Genomic DNA, 17,625 nt, shown 5'->3' with positions numbered 1-17,625 from the left:
CCTTCCTGGCGATCTTTCCGCAAAATCGCGATTTGCAGCGCGGCTTCGCCGCGCTTCGGGCGGCGCGGGAAGAGGACAACCATATCTCCGTCAAGTTGCGGGCGTCCTTCGCGACCTGGTCCAAAGCCGGCGACACGCGCGCGTTGCGGCGGCGGGCCTCGACGCTGGCGCAAAGGATCGAGGGATGGGGCGGCTGCAAGGCGAGCCGCATGGCCGGCGACCCGCTTGAGGGCGTGATGAGCACCGTGCCGGGGATCGCGTTGGCTTCGACCGGCAATCCTTCACTGGCGCTGCTCGGCGAAGCCCTGCCGATGTTGCCGTGGAACCATACGGTGTCTCCCTGGGCGGAGGGCAGCGTGCTGTTCCGCCTGCCGTCGGGCGCGATCTGGCCCTATGATCCCGCCGGCGGATCGAAACGCCCGGTTGTGATCGATGTTTTCGTCGCCCCGCCGGGGTCGGGCAAGTCGGTGATCGCCAACACCATCAATCTCGGCCTGTGTCTCTCCTCGGCCGTGCTTGGCGGCGCAACGCCGAAGCTCCCGATGATCGGCAAGCTCGACATCGGTCCTTCGGCGGAGGGCTTTGTGCGTCTGGTTCGGGAGAAGCTCGGACCGGAGCGGGAGCATGAGGCGATCTATGTGAAGATGCAGTTCGCGCCGGGCTATGAGTTCAATATTTTCGATTTGCAGGTCGGGTGCGAAGAGCCGCTGCCGCTCGAACGGGCCTTTCTCGAAACGTTTCTGTCGCTGCTGACTCTGCCGCCGGATACGTCGAAGCCGTTCGAAGGCTTGGTGCAGATGATCAAGCTGGTCATCGATGAAGCCTATCGGCGCTGCAAGGACGTGCCCGGCGGCCATCCGGTTCATGCGATAGAGCAGATTGATGAAATAGATGTAGTCCGGCTTTTCGATTTCCGGCTCTGGCGTCCGGCGTAGCGCTGCGAGAATCGCCGGATTCACAGCGCGGGCGCCGACGGGAGCGGTCAGATAAACGCGTTTTCTCGCTTGGCCGTCCAGCTTGCGCAGCGCCGCTTCGAGATCCATCACGCCGGTCGAGCGCGAGGCGATGGCGATGTCGCAAACCGGCAGGTCGCTCCAGTCATCCTCCCAGGCGCGCAGCACTGTCTTTATTTGGCCCGCGCCCGCTTCGGCCGCGCGCTGGCGCGCGACGTCCAGCATGGCGGAACTGTAATCGAGCGCGAGAATGGTTTTGAAATGGGGCGCCAGCGCCACGGAGAGCGCGCCATTGCCGCAACCGACGTCAAGCAGGCTGTCGCAGTCCGAGAGGTCCATCCGCGCGATGAACGAATCCAGGTAATTTCCGCCGGCGCGCACGCGGTCGTCGAAGGCGGTCGCCCTTGCGTCCCAGAAGGCGGGCGGCTTGGCCCAGCTTCCCGCGCGGGCCTGATGATCCCGGTACATCTGGCCGAAATCCAGATCGTGGATGATGAGGGGCGCGCAAGGCTTGTCGTTCATGTCTCACCTTTCAGGTCCGAAGCGGGGCCATTCCTGGAGCGGAAAGGCGCCTGCGCCTTCACGGCGAGCGCTTCCCAACCGACGCCCTCCCTGGCGCGGCGCAGCGGCAGGATCGGCCTGCCGCCAAGAAGCTGAGGCCGCAACCAAGCCAGCGTATCGACGATGTCGTCAGGCTTGGGAACTTCCGCGTCGGTTTCGATGGAGACCACGCCGATGCCGAGCGCCGCCAGTTCGGCGACGGTCAGGGCGCGCTCGGCGCTTCGCAGCGCGCAGCCCCATTCCAGCCAGCGGCCCGACCATCCCCGTGCGGTCAGCCCCGCCGCCGCCAGCGCCCCGATCAGGCCTTCGCCGGACGAAGCCGACCAATGGCGCAGCGGCGCGGCGAGCGCGCGCGCTTCGCTCAAGCTCACCGTCGCGGCGCTGGCTTTCTCCGCGAAGCAGATCAGGGCGTCGGCGCCCTCGCTCGCCACCACCACCAGTCCCGGCCGGGCGCCAGGCGAGGCTTCGGCTGCAACAAAGGCGGCGGAGCGAGACAACAGCGCGTCGAGATCGTGCGACTCCCCCTCCAGCACAATGCAGGACGCCTTGTTGTTGGTGGTCGCCGCGACGCCGGGGCAGAGGATATGCCCCACGGTTCCCAGAAATTGGCCGGCGCGAGACGCAAGCGCCTCGCCGAGCCGGCGGGCGAGCCGCGCCGTGCTGTTTTTGGCGCCGGAACGGTCAGTGTCGTCGAGTCCAATCAGCACGCGCGTCATTCGGCGACCTCCGCATCGCGCGGTTTCTTGCCCAAGGCGGTGAGGCGCCCATCCTTTTCCACAATAGGCGCCACCGCGCGCCCCCCCCACAGGCGTGGGCTGAGCCAGCCGTCGGTATGGATCTCGGCGTCGAGCGCCAGGCGTTTCGCCGCGACATCGGTCATCACCGGCAGGATGCCCGCGGCTTCAAGCTCGGCGACCGTGATCGGATCCGGCAGCGCGCGCAACCCGCCATATTCGAGGAAACGGCCGGACCAGCCATAGGCGGTGAGGCCCACCGCGGCGGTCGCGCCGATGATCCCGTCGCAGGTTCCGCCATGCCCGGACAGATGAACGCCCGCCGTCGCGCACAAAGCCTTGGCGCGCGCCTGCGTCTCGATCTGATGCGTGCAGCACAGGCCGAAAGCGACGATATCGTCCAGAGCCGCATCCTCGGGCGCGACACATAGGCCGGGGTCGGAACCGGGACTGGCCAGTTCCTCGATATGGGCGATGGCGCGGGCGATCAGCTCCGGCAGGAGCGCGGCGTCTTCGATCTCCACCACGGCGCAGGCCGGGCTGTTGTGCGACGTGTAGTGAATGCGGTCGTCGAGCAGCAGTTGGTGGCGCAGCGCGCCCCAGAGCCGCGCGCCCTGCGGCAGCTTCTTCTCGAACATGCGCACCAGCCGTCCCGTGCCGATTTTGGCGCCGGCGACGTCGGTGTCGTCAAATCCCATATAGATTTTCATGCAGGCTCCGGCAGGAAGGCGGCGCGGCCGTCGGGCGCGGTGAGCGCCGTAACTTTGACGCGGTAAAGCCGCTCTATCGCCGGCGCGTCGAGCACGTCGCGCGGGGCGCCGGTCACCGAGATGCGGCCTTGTTCGAGAAGGGCGATCCGGTCCGAGGCCCAAAACGCGTGTTCGGGATGATGGGTGCTGATCAGCACGCCGATGCCCTTGGTCCTCAATGTCTGCAACAGCCGCATCAGCCGGATCTGCGCGCCATAATCGAGGCCCGCCATCGGCTCGTCCATCACCAGCAGGCCGGCGCCTTGCGCCAGCGCGCGGGCGATCAACGTCAACTGCCTCTCACCGCCGGAAATTTCGGTGTAGGGACGCTCGGCCAGAGCCAGAATGCCCAGTTCGTCAAGCAGGGCGTCGGCGGCGCGGAAATCGCCGGCGCGGACCGGAGCTAGCCAGCCCGACTGCGGCAGCCGCCCAAGCAGGACCACATCGCGCACGCGGTAGGGAAAGGGCGCGACATGGTTTTGCGCGACATAGGCGATGCGCCGCGCGATCTCACGGCGCGACCACGCGCGCAGATCGCGTCCGGCGAGCGCGACGACGCCGTCCTCGGGTTTCAGGAAGCCGAGCATCAGCCGCAACAGCGTCGTCTTGCCGGAGCCGTTGGCGCCCAGCAGCGACACGATTTCGCCGGCATCGAGAGACAGCGAGGCGCCGTCGAGCACATGGCGTTTTTCGCGCGTGAAAACCAGCGCGTTGGCTTCGAGCCCCGCCAGAGTCACATCCAGCCCCTTCGCGCCCGCCGCAGAACCAGGATGAAGGCGGGAATGCCCAACAGTTCGGTGATGATGCCGATGGGGATTTCCGCCCGCGCGACGCTGCGCGCCAAAGTGTCGGCGCCGATCAGGAAGATGGCGCCAACCAGCGCCGAGGCCGGCAGCAGGCGCGCATTGCCGGGGCCGACCAAAAGCCTTGCGAAATGCGGCGCGAACAGGCCGATCCAGCCGATCATGCCGGACAGCGAAACGCTCAGCGCCGAAATGAAGGTCGCGAGCGCGATGGCGCCGTAGCGCAGCGCCGCGACGGGCACGCCGAGGCCGCGCGCCTCATCCTCGCCCATCGCCAGCGCGTCGAGCGGGCGTCCCAGCAGCGCGAGCCCCGCCATGCCCGCCAGCATGAAGGGCGCGGTCCAGAGAATCTGGTCGAGGCTGATTCCCGCGAGGCTGCCCATCAGCCAATAGACGATGGCCGGCAGCTGGTCGTACGGATCGGCGGCGTATTTCAGGATCGACAGCGCGGCGGTGAAGAAGGCGCCGGAGATCATGCCGCCGAGAATGAGGGTGATGGCGGAGGCCTCGCCGAACAGATTGGCGATGACGACGCCGAGCGCCACCGCGCCGACGCCGCCGGCGAAGGCGAAACCCTGCAACGTGACCCAGGACAGGCCCAGCATCAGGGCGAGCGCAGCGCCGAAGCTGGCGCCGCCGAGCGCGCCGAGCAATCCGGGCGAGGCCAGCGGATTGCGGAACGCCGACTGGTAGGCCGCGCCGGCGACGCTGAGCGCGGCCCCGATCAAACCCGCCGCGAGGATGCGCGGCAGGCGGATCTCCACAATGATGTTGCCGAACAGATCGTCGCGCGCCGGATCGGGCGCGGCGAGGTTTGCGCGCGAGGCGAGAAAGCGGAGGATCTCCGGGATCGTCAGCCCGTAACGGCCCAAGGACAGCGCGACCAATGCCGCCGCCGCCAACAGGGCGACGAGGCTGAGGAACAGGATCAGCGCGCGGGCGCGCTCACTCGAATAGGCGTGCGACATCTTGGTCGGCGAGCTCGACTCCGAAGAACAATTTGCAGAATTTTTTCGTCTCGGCTTTGACATCGAGCGGCAGCGCCTGAGGATAAAGGATGTTGGCCAACCATTGCACGCCCAACACGCGCATAAAACTCGGGGGACGGTCGAGCCAGTTGAAGGGAAGTTTCGGCACGGCGTAGACGCGGCCTTCGGCGGCGGCCTTCACATTGCGCCATTCCGGCGTTTGCGCGGCGACCTCCTTGAACTTCGGGTCAAGCGCGACGATCAGGGCGGGCTGGCGGGCGATGATCTCTTCCAGCGAGATCTTCTCCATGCCCATATGGGTCGCCTGCGCGCAATGATAGATGCTGTCGCCGCCGGCGAAGCGGAATGCCTCCATGTGGAAGGACGAGTCGCATTCGGTGGCGAGGCCGTCCGGGCTTTCGGCATAGAGCAGCTTGACCCTTTGCTCTGGCGGCACGCTCGCCACCGCCTTGTTCACCCGATCGAGCGCGGCGACGACATAGGCTTTCAATTCGTCGGTGCGGGCGCGGCGGTCGAGCAGATCGCCGATCAAGTCCAACGCCGCCGGATAGTCGTCGATCTTGTCCACCTTGATGTAAATCACCGGCAGGCCCGTCTGCGCCCAGCTTTTCTCCGCCGGAGGGTGGCCGCCCATCGGATCGGTCCAGGCGACGATCACATCGGGATGCAGCGCAATGATTTCTTCCGGATTGGCCGGACGGTTCTGGCCCGGCGTGCCGCCGACCGCCGCCAATTCAGCGAGGCGGGGCGCAAGAAAAGACTTCTGCTTTTCGGTGAGCGGCGTGTTGACCGCCGCGAGCGCGTCGGGCGCAATCACCGCCATCAGCAGGGTCAGCGGATAGGACGCCGAAAAGACTTTTGTGATCTTCTCGGGAACCTGAATCCTGTGGCCCGCCATGTCGGTGATTTCGCGGGCCTGCGCCGGCGCGGCCAACGCCAGCAGGACCGCGGCGATGCGGAGAAAAACTTTCATCAGGCGACTTCCAGGCTCGACGCCTGCAAGGCAGGCCGGATGATTTTTGCGAAATCGGTCAGGGTTTGCAGGTTCTTGTCCGCGTCCAGCGAAGCCGGCTTCAGCAACAGCGAACGCGGCGCCACGCGGGCCTGAATCTCGCGCACTTGCGCGATCACCTCGTCATAGGAGCCGATCAATGACCGCGCGATCACCCCCTCGGCGTCGAACGCCGGCCCCTTGCCCTGGGCCATGAAAATGCCCCTCATGCGCTCGGAAAAACGCGCGACAAAAGGCTGCGCCTCGGCCAGCGCCTTTTCGCGTGTCGGCGCGGCGAAATAGAAGCGCGCCAGGGCGAGGCGCGGATCGACGCCCGGCGCTGCGGCGCGATAAGTCTCGACGATGTCCGCCACTTTCTGCAACGGGAAGGGCGAGCCGCCCATCACGCCAATGCCCTTTTGCGCGGCGTAACGGATGGCCTCCGGCGTGGTGGTGGCGATCCACAGCGGCATGTTCTTCTGCAGCGGTTTCGGCGCCAGGCGCACGGCGTCGGTCTGGTAAAACCGGCCCGAAAAACTCACTTCGTCTTCGTGGAACAGGCGCTCGATCAGCTCCAGCGCCTCAAGGGTCATGTCGCGCGACACATCCTTGTCAGCATGAAAATGCTTGTTCTGCAGGGGGAACGGACCGCCCTTGGCGATGCCGAAATCGAACCGCCCGCCGGACAGAATGTCGATGCTGGCGACATCTTCCGCCACCTGAACCGGATTGCGGAACGGCAGCAGCACCGCGGCCGAGCCCAGTCGGATTTTCGTCGTCACACCCGCGAGATAGGCGAGCAGAACCAGGATCGACGGACTGGCGGCGTCCGGGTTGAAATGGTGCTCGGCGACCCAGGCCTCCTCGAAGCCGAGCGCCTCCACGTGCTGGACGAGCCGCGTCTGCGCGGCGAAACATTTCGCGTAATCATTGAGCGGATTTTCATAGGTGCAGAAAACGCCAAGGCGCATGTCGGACTCCTTGAACAACAGCCGGGCGCGAAAGAAAAAAACGCGCCTGGCGCAATGTCAGAAAGCGACTTTCACTTCGGCGCCATAGACCGCGCCCCAGTTGTAATAGCCGTAGATCATCTGATAGCGGCGGTCCGCGATATTGCGGCCGTAGAGCGTCAGTTTGGCGTCGTAATCCTGCAGGTGGAACTTGTAGCCGAGGTTGATGTCCGCCGTGACGAAATTGCCGACCTCGTGATATTTGCCGTCGGCGGCGTTGAAGTTGGACAGGAATTTCGACACATAGATCAGCGAGGCGCTGGCGCTGAACGCGTTCCAGGTGTTGGTGAGCGTGAAACTCGCCTGATCGTGCGGGATGAGGTTGGAGTAATTGGTCGAGGCCACCGAACTCGCCAATTGCATCAGATGCGTCCAGCTGCTGCGATAGCTGAGCGCGCCCAAAGCCCAGGGCGGCAGGTCGCCCTCGCCAGCCAACTCAAAGCCCTGGCGCAGGGTGTCGGACTGGGTCCAAAGCGCCGTCTGATAGCCATTGACGGCCTTGTAGCTGGTCGGCGTCTTGTCGTTGCCGATATGCGTATAGAAATAGGTCGCGGTGGGCCGCAGCCAATCCTGGACCGGCGCGGCGAGGCTCGCCTCGAACTTGTTCTGGGATTCGCCGGACAGCGGCTTGCCGGTGGCGGAGAGCACATTGGTCAGCCCGCCCTGTTCGGTGTGCGAATAGCGCAGGCCGGACACCAGTTGCGGCAGGATTTTGTAAGCGGCGCCAAAGGCGTAATTGGTGGCCAGCGGCAGGGTGCGGTCATAGAAATATTTGTATTTCGCCGCGTTGATGCCGCCGCCGCCCGATCCGGCGCCCTGGTTGTAGAGGTCGATGCCCTTGTCGATGGTGTGGTCGTCGAAGCGGATGGAGGCGTCGAGATCGAGCCGGTCGTCGAAGAACTTCCGCTCGATATTGGCGTAGCCCGACAGCGTCTCCTCGCGCCGCGCATAGCCGGAGTAGAACAGTTCGCCGGTCGGCGTGTTCCACCACACATATTGCAGGCCGAGCTGGGCCAGCGTGTCCCAGTAATTGAAGCTGTGGCGCAGATGGACCTGCGCGGTGTCGCTGGCGTCGGGCGTCGTGGTCACCGTGGCGTTGGCGTAGCTCGCCTGGACGTTCGAGGCTTTGGCGCCCTGATAAGCGCCAATCAGCACCGTGGTGTTGTGCGGGTCCCAGGTGAAGGTGGTTTGCGATGTGATCAGCGTGGTGTCGATCGGCGCATAGGACCATCTCTGCGCCACCAGCGACGCCGAGTTCTGCCCGGCGGTGGCCCGCTGGAAATCGAAATTGTCGCTGTCGTAGAAAAAGGTGAATTGCGATTGCGCCACGCCAGTCTCGATCCCGCCCTTCAACAGGGCCGAGACGTCGTGCGAGCTGGCGTTCCAGTCGGTCGGGCCGTCGCTGCGGCGACCGTTCACGTAACCGGAGGCGAAACCCTTCACGCCATTGTCGCCGAGCGCAAAGGTGGTTCCGCCGTAGAGCCCGCCCCGGAAGGTCCCAAAACTTTCGCCGGCGGAATAGAACTCGCCCTCGGTCTTGGCGGGATTATGCGTGTTGATGACGATGAAGCCGCTGTTGAGCGCGCCGGAGGGGGAGCCGAAATCGACCAGCGGGCCGAGCGTCAGCGCGGTGGGGTCGCGCACGATCTTCATCTGCTCGATGGCCTGGATCGGCAGGGTCTGCAACATGCGGCCGGCGGCGGCGGACGTGACATAGGCGCCGTCGATGATGAAGCCGAAATTGGAATCGCCGCGGATCAGCAGATTATAAGGCAGCTTGCGGCCCTGAAAGGTCACGACGACGCCCGTGGCGTGCTTCAGCAGGTCGAAGGGATCGGAGGGATGCAGCGCCTCAATATCCTGCTTGGTGAAGGTTTCGACATGCGGCCGGCTGCTCGGCGCGACCCGCGAGATATTGGCCGGGCTATCCGGCGCGAGATCGGGGCGGTTCGCAGCGGCGGCCTCGCCGCCGGCGCCGGCCGTCGCGCCATCCGTTTCGACATTGATCGACGGCACGGCCTCTTGAGCGGACGCCGGCGGGAGCATGGCGAGCAAGGCGAGCGAGACGCCGCAGCCGAGGCGAGCGAACAGCCGGTCGCAGGAACGGGCATTGGACGACGCCGTGAGTGCGAGAGACATCATTCTTTTCCGTTGTTGGGCGCCGCATGCGCGCCGGTTCAGACCAAAGGAGGGAAGCGGCTGGGAATGCGGGTCAGTAGCGCCACGCGAGCTTGCCGACGACGGCGCGCGGCGCGCCGGGATAGTAGATTCCGGAGGCCGAGGTCGCCTGATAGAAGCCGCTGGAGATCTGGCCGATATAGCTGGCGTCGAACAGATTGGTCACGGTCACGCTGGCTTCGATCTCGCCGAAATCGACCGGTCTGCGATAGGCGAGGCGCAGATCGGCGGTGGCGTAGCCGTCAAGCGGCTGCTTATGCGCGGCGTCGCCGTAACGGTCGCTGACGATGTGCAGGATCGGCGACAAGGTGAAGCCGTTCCAGCGCGCCTCGGCGCCGAGCGTCGCGATCCACAGCGGCGCGTCGGGGACGAGTTGGCCATTCACTTTGGTCGCCGCGATCACGCTGGCCGAAGCGCCCGGCAGATAGGGTAGATTTTCGACGAAGGCGACATTCTGGTAGCCGACCGCCGCGAAGAACGACAGCGCGTCGCCGGGCTCCAGCCGGACCAGCGCCTGGCCGCCGAGGGTGCGGCTCTCGCCGATGCTCTGGCTGTAGGGCACGCCCGTCGCGGTCAACCCATTGTCGTAGGAGACGTTCTGGTGATGGTTGCGCGCGTAGAACAGGGTGGGGCTGAAAGTTCCCATGCCCAACGGCGCCGCGAACTTCCAGTCGAAACCGACATCGACGAGATCGTCGGTCTCCGGCTTGAGCCCATGCCAGAGCTTGTTGAGGTTCAGCCCCTTGGCGTTCAGCGCGGCGGCGTTTTGCTGGTACGCCGGCCACAGATCGTAACCCGGCCCCGTATAGGTGACGCCTAAGCTGAGACGCGCGGTGAGGTCGCGGTCGACGTCGTAGGACAGCGCCAGATAGGGCAACGCCGTCCCGATCGTATAGGACGTCACGCTGTTCACGCCATTGACCGAGGCGGCGGAAAGCGCGGCGGAATAGGAGACGTCGCCGACGCCGGCCGTGTTCATGGCGTTGATGCCCGGCAGCGTGTCCCACATGTAGCGCAGGCCGCCCTGCACGCGCAGCGCGTCGAACCGCCGGTCCGCCGACACATAGAGCGAGTTGTAGATATGTGGCGTGGTCTGTTGCGCCAGCAGGCCCCAGCTCTTGAACGTCAAGCCGCCCGAGGGGTTGGGCGCGTACATTTTCCACGCGGTGGGCGGCCCGGGCAGTTCGCCGACGCCGCCCCAATAGCCCAGCGTAAGATCAGTGGCCCAGGCGCGGGTCTTCAATTCGGCGATCCCGCCGTAATAATCATGGTCGATCAGCCATTGCCGCACCATGCCGTTGGACATTCCATCAAGGTAATAGCCGTCCTCGTGGAAGTAATACGGCTTCAGCGTGAGAACCGTGTCGGCGTCGATCTTCCAGGCGATGTCGGCGAAAGCGGACCAGACGTCGAAGGTCTGGCGGTTATAGCCGGACCAGTTCACCAGATTGCCGGCGACCGGGGTCGCGGTGAAATCGTAGAACCGATAGCGATCGAGATTGCTGGCCTGGGCGTAGGTCAGGCCAGCATAGGTGTTCTGGTCCATCTGCGTGTGCGCGACGAACGCCTTGACGTCGAGCGCCTCGATCGGCCGCGTTTCAATCCCGGCGGCGAAATCGCCCTTGCCGTCCGGCGCCTTGCCGGAGCCGCGCCATTTGTCGGCGTCGCTCCAGGCCCCGGAGAGGAAGAATTTTGTGGTGTTGTCGAACAGCAGGCCGCTGTCCACGCGCGCGAAGGTGCGCAGGAAATGATAGGAGCCGAAGCTTTGCGAGACCTCGCCGCCCATCCTGTCCCTGGGCCAGGCGATCTGGCTGTCGACCACGCCGGCCGAGGTGAAATAGGAGATGACGGAGGGCGGAACCGGCCCCTGGTAGAGGGTCGTCCGGCTGATATCCTCATTGGGAATCAGGAACATCGCGCCGACGCCGGGATTGACGCCCGCCAGCGGAACGCCGTCCACCGTGCTCAGGCTGTCGCCATGCTGACTGAGCTGTCCGCGCACGCGAAATCCTTTCGCGCCGCCCGGAAGATTGGCGGCGGCGTAAGGATCGATCGCCGGCGCGTCCACCGAGGGCAGATCGCCAACGGCGCGCAGCACGTTGGCGCCGCCGTTCGAAACGCCAAAACCGACGCCTTCGCCGTTGGCGTCATAAGCCGTGGCCGCCCCGACGCGTCGGGAGGGAAGCACGTCGGGGCGGCGGGACGAGGCAGGCGCAGCCGCGGCCGCCGCTTCGGAAGAAGCTGCGGCCGCTCCCGCCTCGACATGAACGTCGGGCACAACGACCTGAGCCCGAACGTCTACGGCGAACATGCAGGCGCCCAGCGACACGCCGGCGCGCAAGAGAGAGCGAAAGGCTGGATGGGAGCGGCGCATGGAATAGCCTTGGAGGGCGTTAATATGTATTTCAATTATATGAATAGGAAATTTTATCCTGCCAAGTAAGGCGATTATGGCGGCAATCTGACCAAAATATGGTCAAGTTTTAGCTTTCTTTCCGGCCGTCGGTGTTCAATCGGCAAGGCAAAGTGATAGCATCAGGCTCGGAGGACTGTTGGTCTATCGGCTAAGGTTGAACCGCACCACAATGCTGCCGTGGAACGAGCCTCCAGGCGGCGGCGGCGCGTGGGCGGCGCTCATCATACCGTGAACGGCGCCGTCCAGCGCCGACGAGCCGGAGGAGCTGATGATGGAATGGCTGACGATGCGCCCGTCGCCGCCTACCACGAAGGTAACGCCGACCGCGCCGTCCTCGGCGCGCGCGCGCGCCGCAGCCGGATAAATCTTGTGGCGGTTGAGTTCGGCGGAAATGATCGCGCCGTAACTTGCGCGCGCCGCGCGTTGCGGCGCGCCATCCGCAACCCCGGCGCGATGGGCTTCCGAGCCTCCTCCGTGCGCGGCCGCCTGCCGCATGGCCTCGCGCCGCTCCAGCGCCGCGCGGCGGCGTTTCTCTCTCAAACGATCCTGCCGCGCCTCTTCCGCGGCTTCTTCGCGCGCCGCGCGGCGCGCCTCGATCGCCGCCTGTCGCCTTTTCTCGCGGCGAAGGCGCTGCTGCTCCTGCGCCGCCAATTCCGCCCGCCGAGCGTCTGGATCGGCCAGGATCGTCGCGGGCTCGGGCGACGGCGCGGACGCGGGCGGCGGCGCGGCGAGCGCTTCAGGCGGGGCCTCCGCCGGTTCGACCGGCGACGCGGGCGCCGGCGCGGGCTCTGACGTGTTATCTCCGGCGATAGCGAGCGTGTCGACGACATAATCGCCTTGCGGAACCAGATCGATCTCGAGGGGCGCGAGCACGACGGGAGGCGGCTTGATGACCGCCAGCGCCGATAGGGCGAGGAGATGCGCGGCGAAGGAGACGCCCGTCAGCGACAGGCGCGTGCGTCCCGGCAGCAGCGCGAAACTCATGGCCGCGGCGCCGGCGCGCCGGGCGCGGCCTTGTCGATCTTGGCCGCCTTGCTCTTCCCCGCCGGGCCGGTGAGGATCGCAAGCCGGGTCAGGCCTTGAGCCGCCAGCACGTCCATCAAGCCGATGACATCGCCATAAGCCGCATCGCGGTCGGCGCGCAGGTGGATAGGCGGCGTCCGGTCGTCGCCGAGTTTCGCCTCGACCGCTTCGACGATCTGCTCCAGGCGATAGCTCTGGCCGTCCAGTTCGATCTTGCCGTCCTTGCCATAGGTGAGCACGACCGGCGGCTTGGGATCGAGTTTTTGCGCGACCTTGGCCTGGGGCAGGTTCACGTGCAGCCCGGCGGCGAGCATGGGCGCCGTGACCATGAAGATAATCAGCAGCACGAGCATGACGTCCACCAGCGGCGTCACATTGATCTCCGCCTGCGCGCGGTAGACGCCGTTGGCGTTTCCGACAGACGAGCGCTGCATCACGCGGCGTCCTTCACGGCTTGGGGCGCGGCGGCGCCGGCGAGCCGGTCTGCCCGCTCCTGCACCAAACAGTCGAGATCGGCGGACACGCGCGAGAACACGGCGGAGAGCCGATTGTAGCCGACCGAAGCCGGAATGGCGGCGGCGAGCCCGATGGCGGCGGCGGCGAGCGCCTCGGCGATGCCGGGCGCGACCACGGCCAGCGAAGTGTCATGGGCGTCGGCGATGGAGGCGAACGAGGACATGATGCCCCAGACCGTGCCAAACAGGCCGACGAAGGGCGCCGTAGAGGAAATGGCGGCGAGGCTCGGCAGTCCGCCCTCCGCCTCCAGCAGCAGCGCGCGGGCGGCGCGCGTCATGCTCTCGCCACTGCGCCAGCGCCGGTCGGCGTGGGATTCGGTTGCGACTCTCACCGCCTGCGCGCGGACGCCGGCGTCGAGGATCCCAGCGAGCAGCACTGCGTCTTCGTCGCGGCGGGCGGCGCGGACCGCCGTAAAGAGGCGGCGCGCCGACAGCCAGATCTGCAGGATCAGCGCCCATCCCCAAACCGAAACCAGGAAGAGCAACGCCATCACGCCCTTGCCGACGACGCCGGCTTGCAGAAAAAGTGCGAGCGGCGATAAACCAACGGAATTCATAATCCTGCGCTCTCCAAGACGGTGCGGCGCGACGCCGCTGAATTATATAATCCTGTTACATAAAGTAAGACGCAGGCCATGCCTGACCGACACGCAACCTGATCAGCGCATGACCTCGTCCACGTCTGCGTCGCTCAAATCGACGTTGAGGAACAGTTTGTAGAACCGCTTCATCTCGCCGCGCAGATCGAGCGGAAGTAGATCGGGATAGAGCAGATTGGCGAGCCATTGCACGCCAATCGCCCGCATGAAGCTGGGCGGCCGGTCGACCCAGTTGAACGGCAGACGCGGCGCGAAGGCGATGGCGCGCGAGGGGATCGCCGGAACATTGCGCCAAACGGGTTGCGCCAGGGCGTTCGCCACGAATTGTCTGTCCTGCGCGAGAACGAAGTCCGGCTTGTAGGCGATCACCTGTTCGAGACTCACCGTCTCGCCGCCCCCATGAGTCGCTTGCCGACAATGATGGACGTTCTCGGCGCCCGCGAGCGGAATGAGTTCGGCATGCCAGGAATCGTCGCATTCCGTCGAAAGCCCCTCCTTGCCCTCGGCGTAATAGACGCGGCGACGTTTCTCCGGCGGCAGGTTTGCCGTCGCCGCGCGCACGCGATCGAGCGCCGCGACGATATAATCGGACAATTGCCTGGCGCGCTGGGGTCGTTGCAGCACGTCGCCGAGAAAGGTCAGAGCCGCGGGGTGATCGGCGAGCGTGTCGAGCTTGACGAACAAGACGGGCAGGCCGGCTTTTTCATATTGCGCGCGGATGAAATCGTTGTCGCTGAACCGGTCGAGCCAGACCAGGATGAAATCCGGATGGAGCGCCAGCACTTCCTCGGGGTTCATCTGCGGCCCGTGGCCCATGGCGGCGCCGATCACCGGCAGGTCGAGCACCTCCCTCGGCAGGTAGGGCTTGATCTCGTCGCGGACCCGAAAATTGATCCCCACCAGCAGCTCCGGCGCCAGCGCATAGAGCAGCAGCGACACTGGATGCGACGAGGAATAGACCTTTCCGATCTTGTCGGGAATGGTCACGTGCCGCCCCGCCATATCCACGACTTCGCGCGCTTGCACGGGCGACGCGAGAAAGAGGGCGATTGCGGCGAACAGGGCGAAAAAACGCATGGCGGACTCCTTGAACCCGTGGGCCGGCGCCCGGCCGACCCGCAGGCGAGAGGTCATCAGAATGTGACGTCGAGACGCAGCGAAGCGTTCAGCGGCTCGCCGCGATAGAGCCAGGCGTAGGTGGTGGCGCTTTCATAATAGCGGCGATCGAAAATGTTCTTCACGTTCAGGCTCAGCCGTCCCCGATCGAACTTGTAGAAGGCCATGGCGTCGAAGGTCGCGTAGGCCGGCAGTGTCGCGTAAACATTGGGTGTGGATTGCGAAACCAGATTGGTGGTGCGCGCGTCCGTAAAAGTCATGCCGCCGCCGAAGCCGAAGCCGCGATAATCGCCTTCCTGGATCTCGTACGTGCTCCACAGCCGCAGCGTGTTGTTGGGCACATAGGGCGTGCGCGAGCCCACGACATAGGAGCTGTCGCGGACGATGCGCGCGTCGGTGTAGGCATAGGCGATCTGCGCGAACCAGCCGGGCTGAATGGTGTAGCCGCCGTCGAGTTCGACGCCGCGCGAACGCTGCTTGCCGGTTTGCACCTTGTAATTGGCGAGCGCGCGAACCGGATCGGGGTCGGTTTCCGTCACGTTGCTGAGCTCGATCTGATAGACTGAGGCGGTCAGAGAAGCCTTGTCGGCGACCTGATATTTGACGCCGCCTTCGATCTGCGTTCCGGTGAGCGGATCGAATTTCTGGATTTCGCCCGTGTTGGTAATGTTGGCGGCCTGCGGTTGCAGGGTCGTGCCATAGCCAATGAACGGGGTCACGCCCGGCAGAATGTCGTAGAGCATGCCGACGCGCCAGGCCGGCCCCTCGCCCGTGGTCCGGGAACTATTCAGCGAGGCCGGATTCATGCCCGAGCGGCCATAGGTCTCGTAATTGACATAGTTCACGCCGCCGACGATGCGCCATTTGTCAGTCAGCGAAATCACGTCGTTAATGTAGCTGTCGGCCTGATTGGTGGAGGAATAGCCGAACATGTATTGCTGGACGTTGCTAGCCGGCTGGCCCCAGTTGGGCGTGTTCGGATCGGTGAAGAAGTAGGACGAGAACGTATAGGGCGTCGGGCGCGCCATGTTCATGTTATAATGAATGTTGGCGTAGCGCTCGCCGAAAATCAGGTCGTGCTTGATCCCGAACGTGTCGAAATGGCCGTGGATCAGGTTGTCCGTGTCGAAGGCGTAGACCGGCCCCATGCGGATTTCCTGAAACGACTGGGTGTATTTCGGCGTCCCGGAGGCGAGGAAGCTCGGCGTCGCCGTGACGCTGAGCGCATCGCGCGAGGTCACCGTGAACTGATTGGAGGATTTGAAGCTCCAGTCCTCGTTGAAGCGATGCTCATAGTCCGCGCGCGCCGTATTGCTCTCATAGGTCCAGAACGAGCGCGGGTCGTAGACGTTGATGTCATAGGGAAAGCTGCCGAGCGGAGCGAGAGTGGCGGTGGCTCCGCTGCCTTTTTGGGCATAGCCGGGCGCGCCGCTATAGGGATGCGTGTTCTGCCAGCGGTATTCATAGCCCAGCGTGATCGCGTCGTCGGAGGTGAGGCGTCCCTGCAAAACCACGCTGGCGTCGCGCTTGGTGTAGCGGCTGTTGTCGGCGAAGGTGTTGTAATTGCCAAGATTGAAGTTGGTGCGCAGCAGCCAGTCCTGGTTGACCAGGGGCGTGGAAATGTCACCGGAAAAATAGGTCCCGCCATAAGTATTGACGCCGGTCGATGCGGACATTGTGCGGGTGGGCAGCGGCTTCTTGCTGATCACGTCGATCACGCCGCCAATGCCGCCGGAATAAGCGCCATAGAGCAGTCCGGACGGGCCTTTCAGCACCTCGATGCGCTCGACATTGGTCATCCAGCCATTGCCCTGGGGCGTGGGGTCCCACAAGCCGTCATGCAGGGTCATGCTGACGGAGAAACCACGGATATAGGCGCTGTTGGTGGTTTCGAGCGGGTAATAAGAGGGATAGGGATTGACCACGCCCGCGACATTCTGGAGGGCCTCGATGACGCTGCGCGAATCCTGATCCTGCAGGATTTTCTGCGGCACGGTGGCGATGCTTTGCGGAATGTAATTGTTGGGCAGGTCGACCTTGCTGCCCGTACTGGTGCGGGTGACGACATAATTCTCCCGGCCCTCGGGGCTGGGCCCTTCGCCAATGGGGATCGCGCCATTGTCCGAAGGAGCGGAGGTGACGCTGATTCCGGGCACCGGCGTCGCTTCCTCCGCACGCGCCAGGGCGCCCGAGAGAAGCAAGGCGCAAGTCGAGACACAGGACAAGGCGGCGCGCGGCGTGCGCAGGTTGATGTTGTTCTTCATTGTGTGCCCCTTCGGAAAGGCGCGACCTTTTTCAACTAACACACGAAAGTTGGCCGCGAATTTCAATATGTACGATGATTACATTGAGTTAAACCTTGAGCGATGCCTTTTTTGGGCGCACCTTGAACATAATTTCGACACATGAGGAACATCGCGATCCGGCGCGGCCCGGCTTGCTGGCTTTTAGAGGCAGCTTCACAACGAGGCGCCGTGGGCCCGCCATCCACTCGGCCGGTGGCTGAGCGCCTCGCTATGCTCAAGATGTAGCGCAGCTATATAAAGCCGCGTCCTTTGGGGCCGCCGCCGATCCTGCCTGTTCGAGAACACTCATCAGATGGGACGCGGCGATTTCGGGAACTCCATCGCCCCCTGGAAGGTCGCTCGGCGGCGCATCCGCAAAACTGGCCGCCGAGCTTCAGCGCTCCCTGGATCTCGGATTCATATTGCCGCGGACGGAGGAAGCGCCTTGGTGAAAACTTTGTGGCAGCGGCTGTTGCGCGAACCGACGGATTGAGTCTGTCCAAGACGATAGCTGGGCCTTGGCGCAGAACACCAGCAAAAATGGAACATCATTTCGAATGCCGAAAGGCGGCGTGCGTGGATGTCTGCTTCGAGCCGGACTCCATCGCCCACCATCGCCGTGGCCCCGCAAGGCTCGAGGCTCCGTTCCTGATCGATGTCAGGACGCCGTCCTGACATCCGTCTGCGCGAATTCGTTCGCCGT

13 protein-coding genes and 2 pseudogenes are annotated in these 17,625 nt (G+C 64.8%); 1 reads left to right on the top strand and 14 read right to left on the bottom strand.

Translation table 11 applies throughout. The annotated features are described in order from the left end of the window. Positions 1-935 (top strand): annotated as a pseudogene (locus CFB24_RS23765) (ATP-binding protein); the annotation flags it as partial. 72 nt (positions 936-1,007) lie between these two features. On the opposite strand, the pseudogene CFB24_RS24120 reads toward CFB24_RS23765, so the two are convergent. The 14 genes and pseudogenes from CFB24_RS24120 to CFB24_RS20620 form a co-directional block, all read right to left on the bottom strand. Beyond that, positions 1,008-1,292, bottom strand: a pseudogene (locus CFB24_RS24120) (class I SAM-dependent methyltransferase); the annotation flags it as partial. A 179-nt stretch (positions 1,293-1,471) separates the two neighbouring features. Then, positions 1,472-2,230, bottom strand: coding sequence for a hypothetical protein (locus tag CFB24_RS20680; RefSeq protein ID WP_176440467.1), 759 nt, complete (start codon positions 2,228-2,230; stop codon positions 1,472-1,474). Beyond that, a complete protein-coding gene (locus tag CFB24_RS20675; protein ID WP_088522526.1) occupies positions 2,227-2,958 on the bottom strand; it encodes a hypothetical protein in 732 nt (243 codons plus the stop codon). The genes CFB24_RS20680 and CFB24_RS20675 overlap by 4 nt, the downstream gene beginning before the upstream one ends. Next, on the bottom strand, positions 2,955-3,734 hold the full coding sequence (locus CFB24_RS20670; protein ID WP_244593351.1) for an ABC transporter ATP-binding protein: 780 nt from the start codon (positions 3,732-3,734) through the stop codon (positions 2,955-2,957). The genes CFB24_RS20675 and CFB24_RS20670 overlap by 4 nt, the downstream gene beginning before the upstream one ends. Continuing rightward, complete coding sequence (locus tag CFB24_RS20665; protein ID WP_088522524.1) at positions 3,731-4,768, bottom strand: FecCD family ABC transporter permease; 1,038 nt, start codon at positions 4,766-4,768, stop codon at positions 3,731-3,733. The genes CFB24_RS20670 and CFB24_RS20665 overlap by 4 nt, the downstream gene beginning before the upstream one ends. Further along, positions 4,746-5,762, bottom strand: coding sequence for an ABC transporter substrate-binding protein (locus CFB24_RS20660; protein ID WP_088522523.1), 1,017 nt, complete (start codon positions 5,760-5,762; stop codon positions 4,746-4,748). The genes CFB24_RS20665 and CFB24_RS20660 overlap by 23 nt, the downstream gene beginning before the upstream one ends. Then, positions 5,762-6,751 carry an LLM class flavin-dependent oxidoreductase gene (locus CFB24_RS20655; RefSeq protein WP_088522528.1) on the bottom strand — a complete coding sequence of 330 codons (990 nt, stop codon included), beginning with the start codon at positions 6,749-6,751 and terminating at the stop codon, positions 5,762-5,764. Before CFB24_RS20655 ends, CFB24_RS20660 begins: the two co-directional genes overlap by 1 nt. Positions 6,752-6,808: 57 nt before the next feature. Next, positions 6,809-8,929 (bottom strand): TonB-dependent receptor plug domain-containing protein, encoded by a 2,121-nt coding sequence (locus CFB24_RS20650; RefSeq protein ID WP_158255357.1) that lies wholly within the window; start codon positions 8,927-8,929, stop codon positions 6,809-6,811. Between the two features lie 73 nt (positions 8,930-9,002). After that, positions 9,003-11,342, bottom strand: a complete 2,340-nt coding sequence (locus tag CFB24_RS20645) for a TonB-dependent receptor (protein ID WP_088522521.1) — start codon at positions 11,340-11,342, stop codon at positions 9,003-9,005. 183 nt (positions 11,343-11,525) lie between these two features. Then, positions 11,526-12,368: a TonB family protein gene (locus CFB24_RS20640; RefSeq protein ID WP_088522520.1), complete on the bottom strand. Its 843-nt coding sequence runs from the start codon at positions 12,366-12,368 to the stop codon at positions 11,526-11,528. Beyond that, positions 12,365-12,841 carry an ExbD/TolR family protein gene (locus CFB24_RS20635; protein WP_088522519.1) on the bottom strand — a complete coding sequence of 159 codons (477 nt, stop codon included), beginning with the start codon at positions 12,839-12,841 and terminating at the stop codon, positions 12,365-12,367. The genes CFB24_RS20640 and CFB24_RS20635 overlap by 4 nt, the downstream gene beginning before the upstream one ends. Further along, positions 12,841-13,479 carry a MotA/TolQ/ExbB proton channel family protein gene (locus CFB24_RS20630; protein ID WP_088522518.1) on the bottom strand — a complete coding sequence of 213 codons (639 nt, stop codon included), beginning with the start codon at positions 13,477-13,479 and terminating at the stop codon, positions 12,841-12,843. The genes CFB24_RS20635 and CFB24_RS20630 overlap by 1 nt, the downstream gene beginning before the upstream one ends. Before the next feature lie 102 nt (positions 13,480-13,581). Beyond that, positions 13,582-14,598, bottom strand: coding sequence for an ABC transporter substrate-binding protein (locus tag CFB24_RS20625; protein WP_088522527.1), 1,017 nt, complete (start codon positions 14,596-14,598; stop codon positions 13,582-13,584). A gap of 56 nt (positions 14,599-14,654) precedes the next feature. Further along, positions 14,655-16,901 (bottom strand): TonB-dependent siderophore receptor, encoded by a 2,247-nt coding sequence (locus CFB24_RS20620; protein ID WP_088522517.1) that lies wholly within the window; start codon positions 16,899-16,901, stop codon positions 14,655-14,657. Positions 16,902-17,625 lie beyond the last annotated feature (724 nt).

The organism is Rhodoblastus acidophilus (assembly GCF_900187365.1).
GTDB classification, from domain to species: domain Bacteria; phylum Pseudomonadota; class Alphaproteobacteria; order Rhizobiales; family Beijerinckiaceae; genus Rhodoblastus; species Rhodoblastus acidophilus.
The sequence above is the reverse complement of the archived record's forward strand: the minus strand, read 5'-3'. Positions and strand labels throughout refer to the sequence as shown.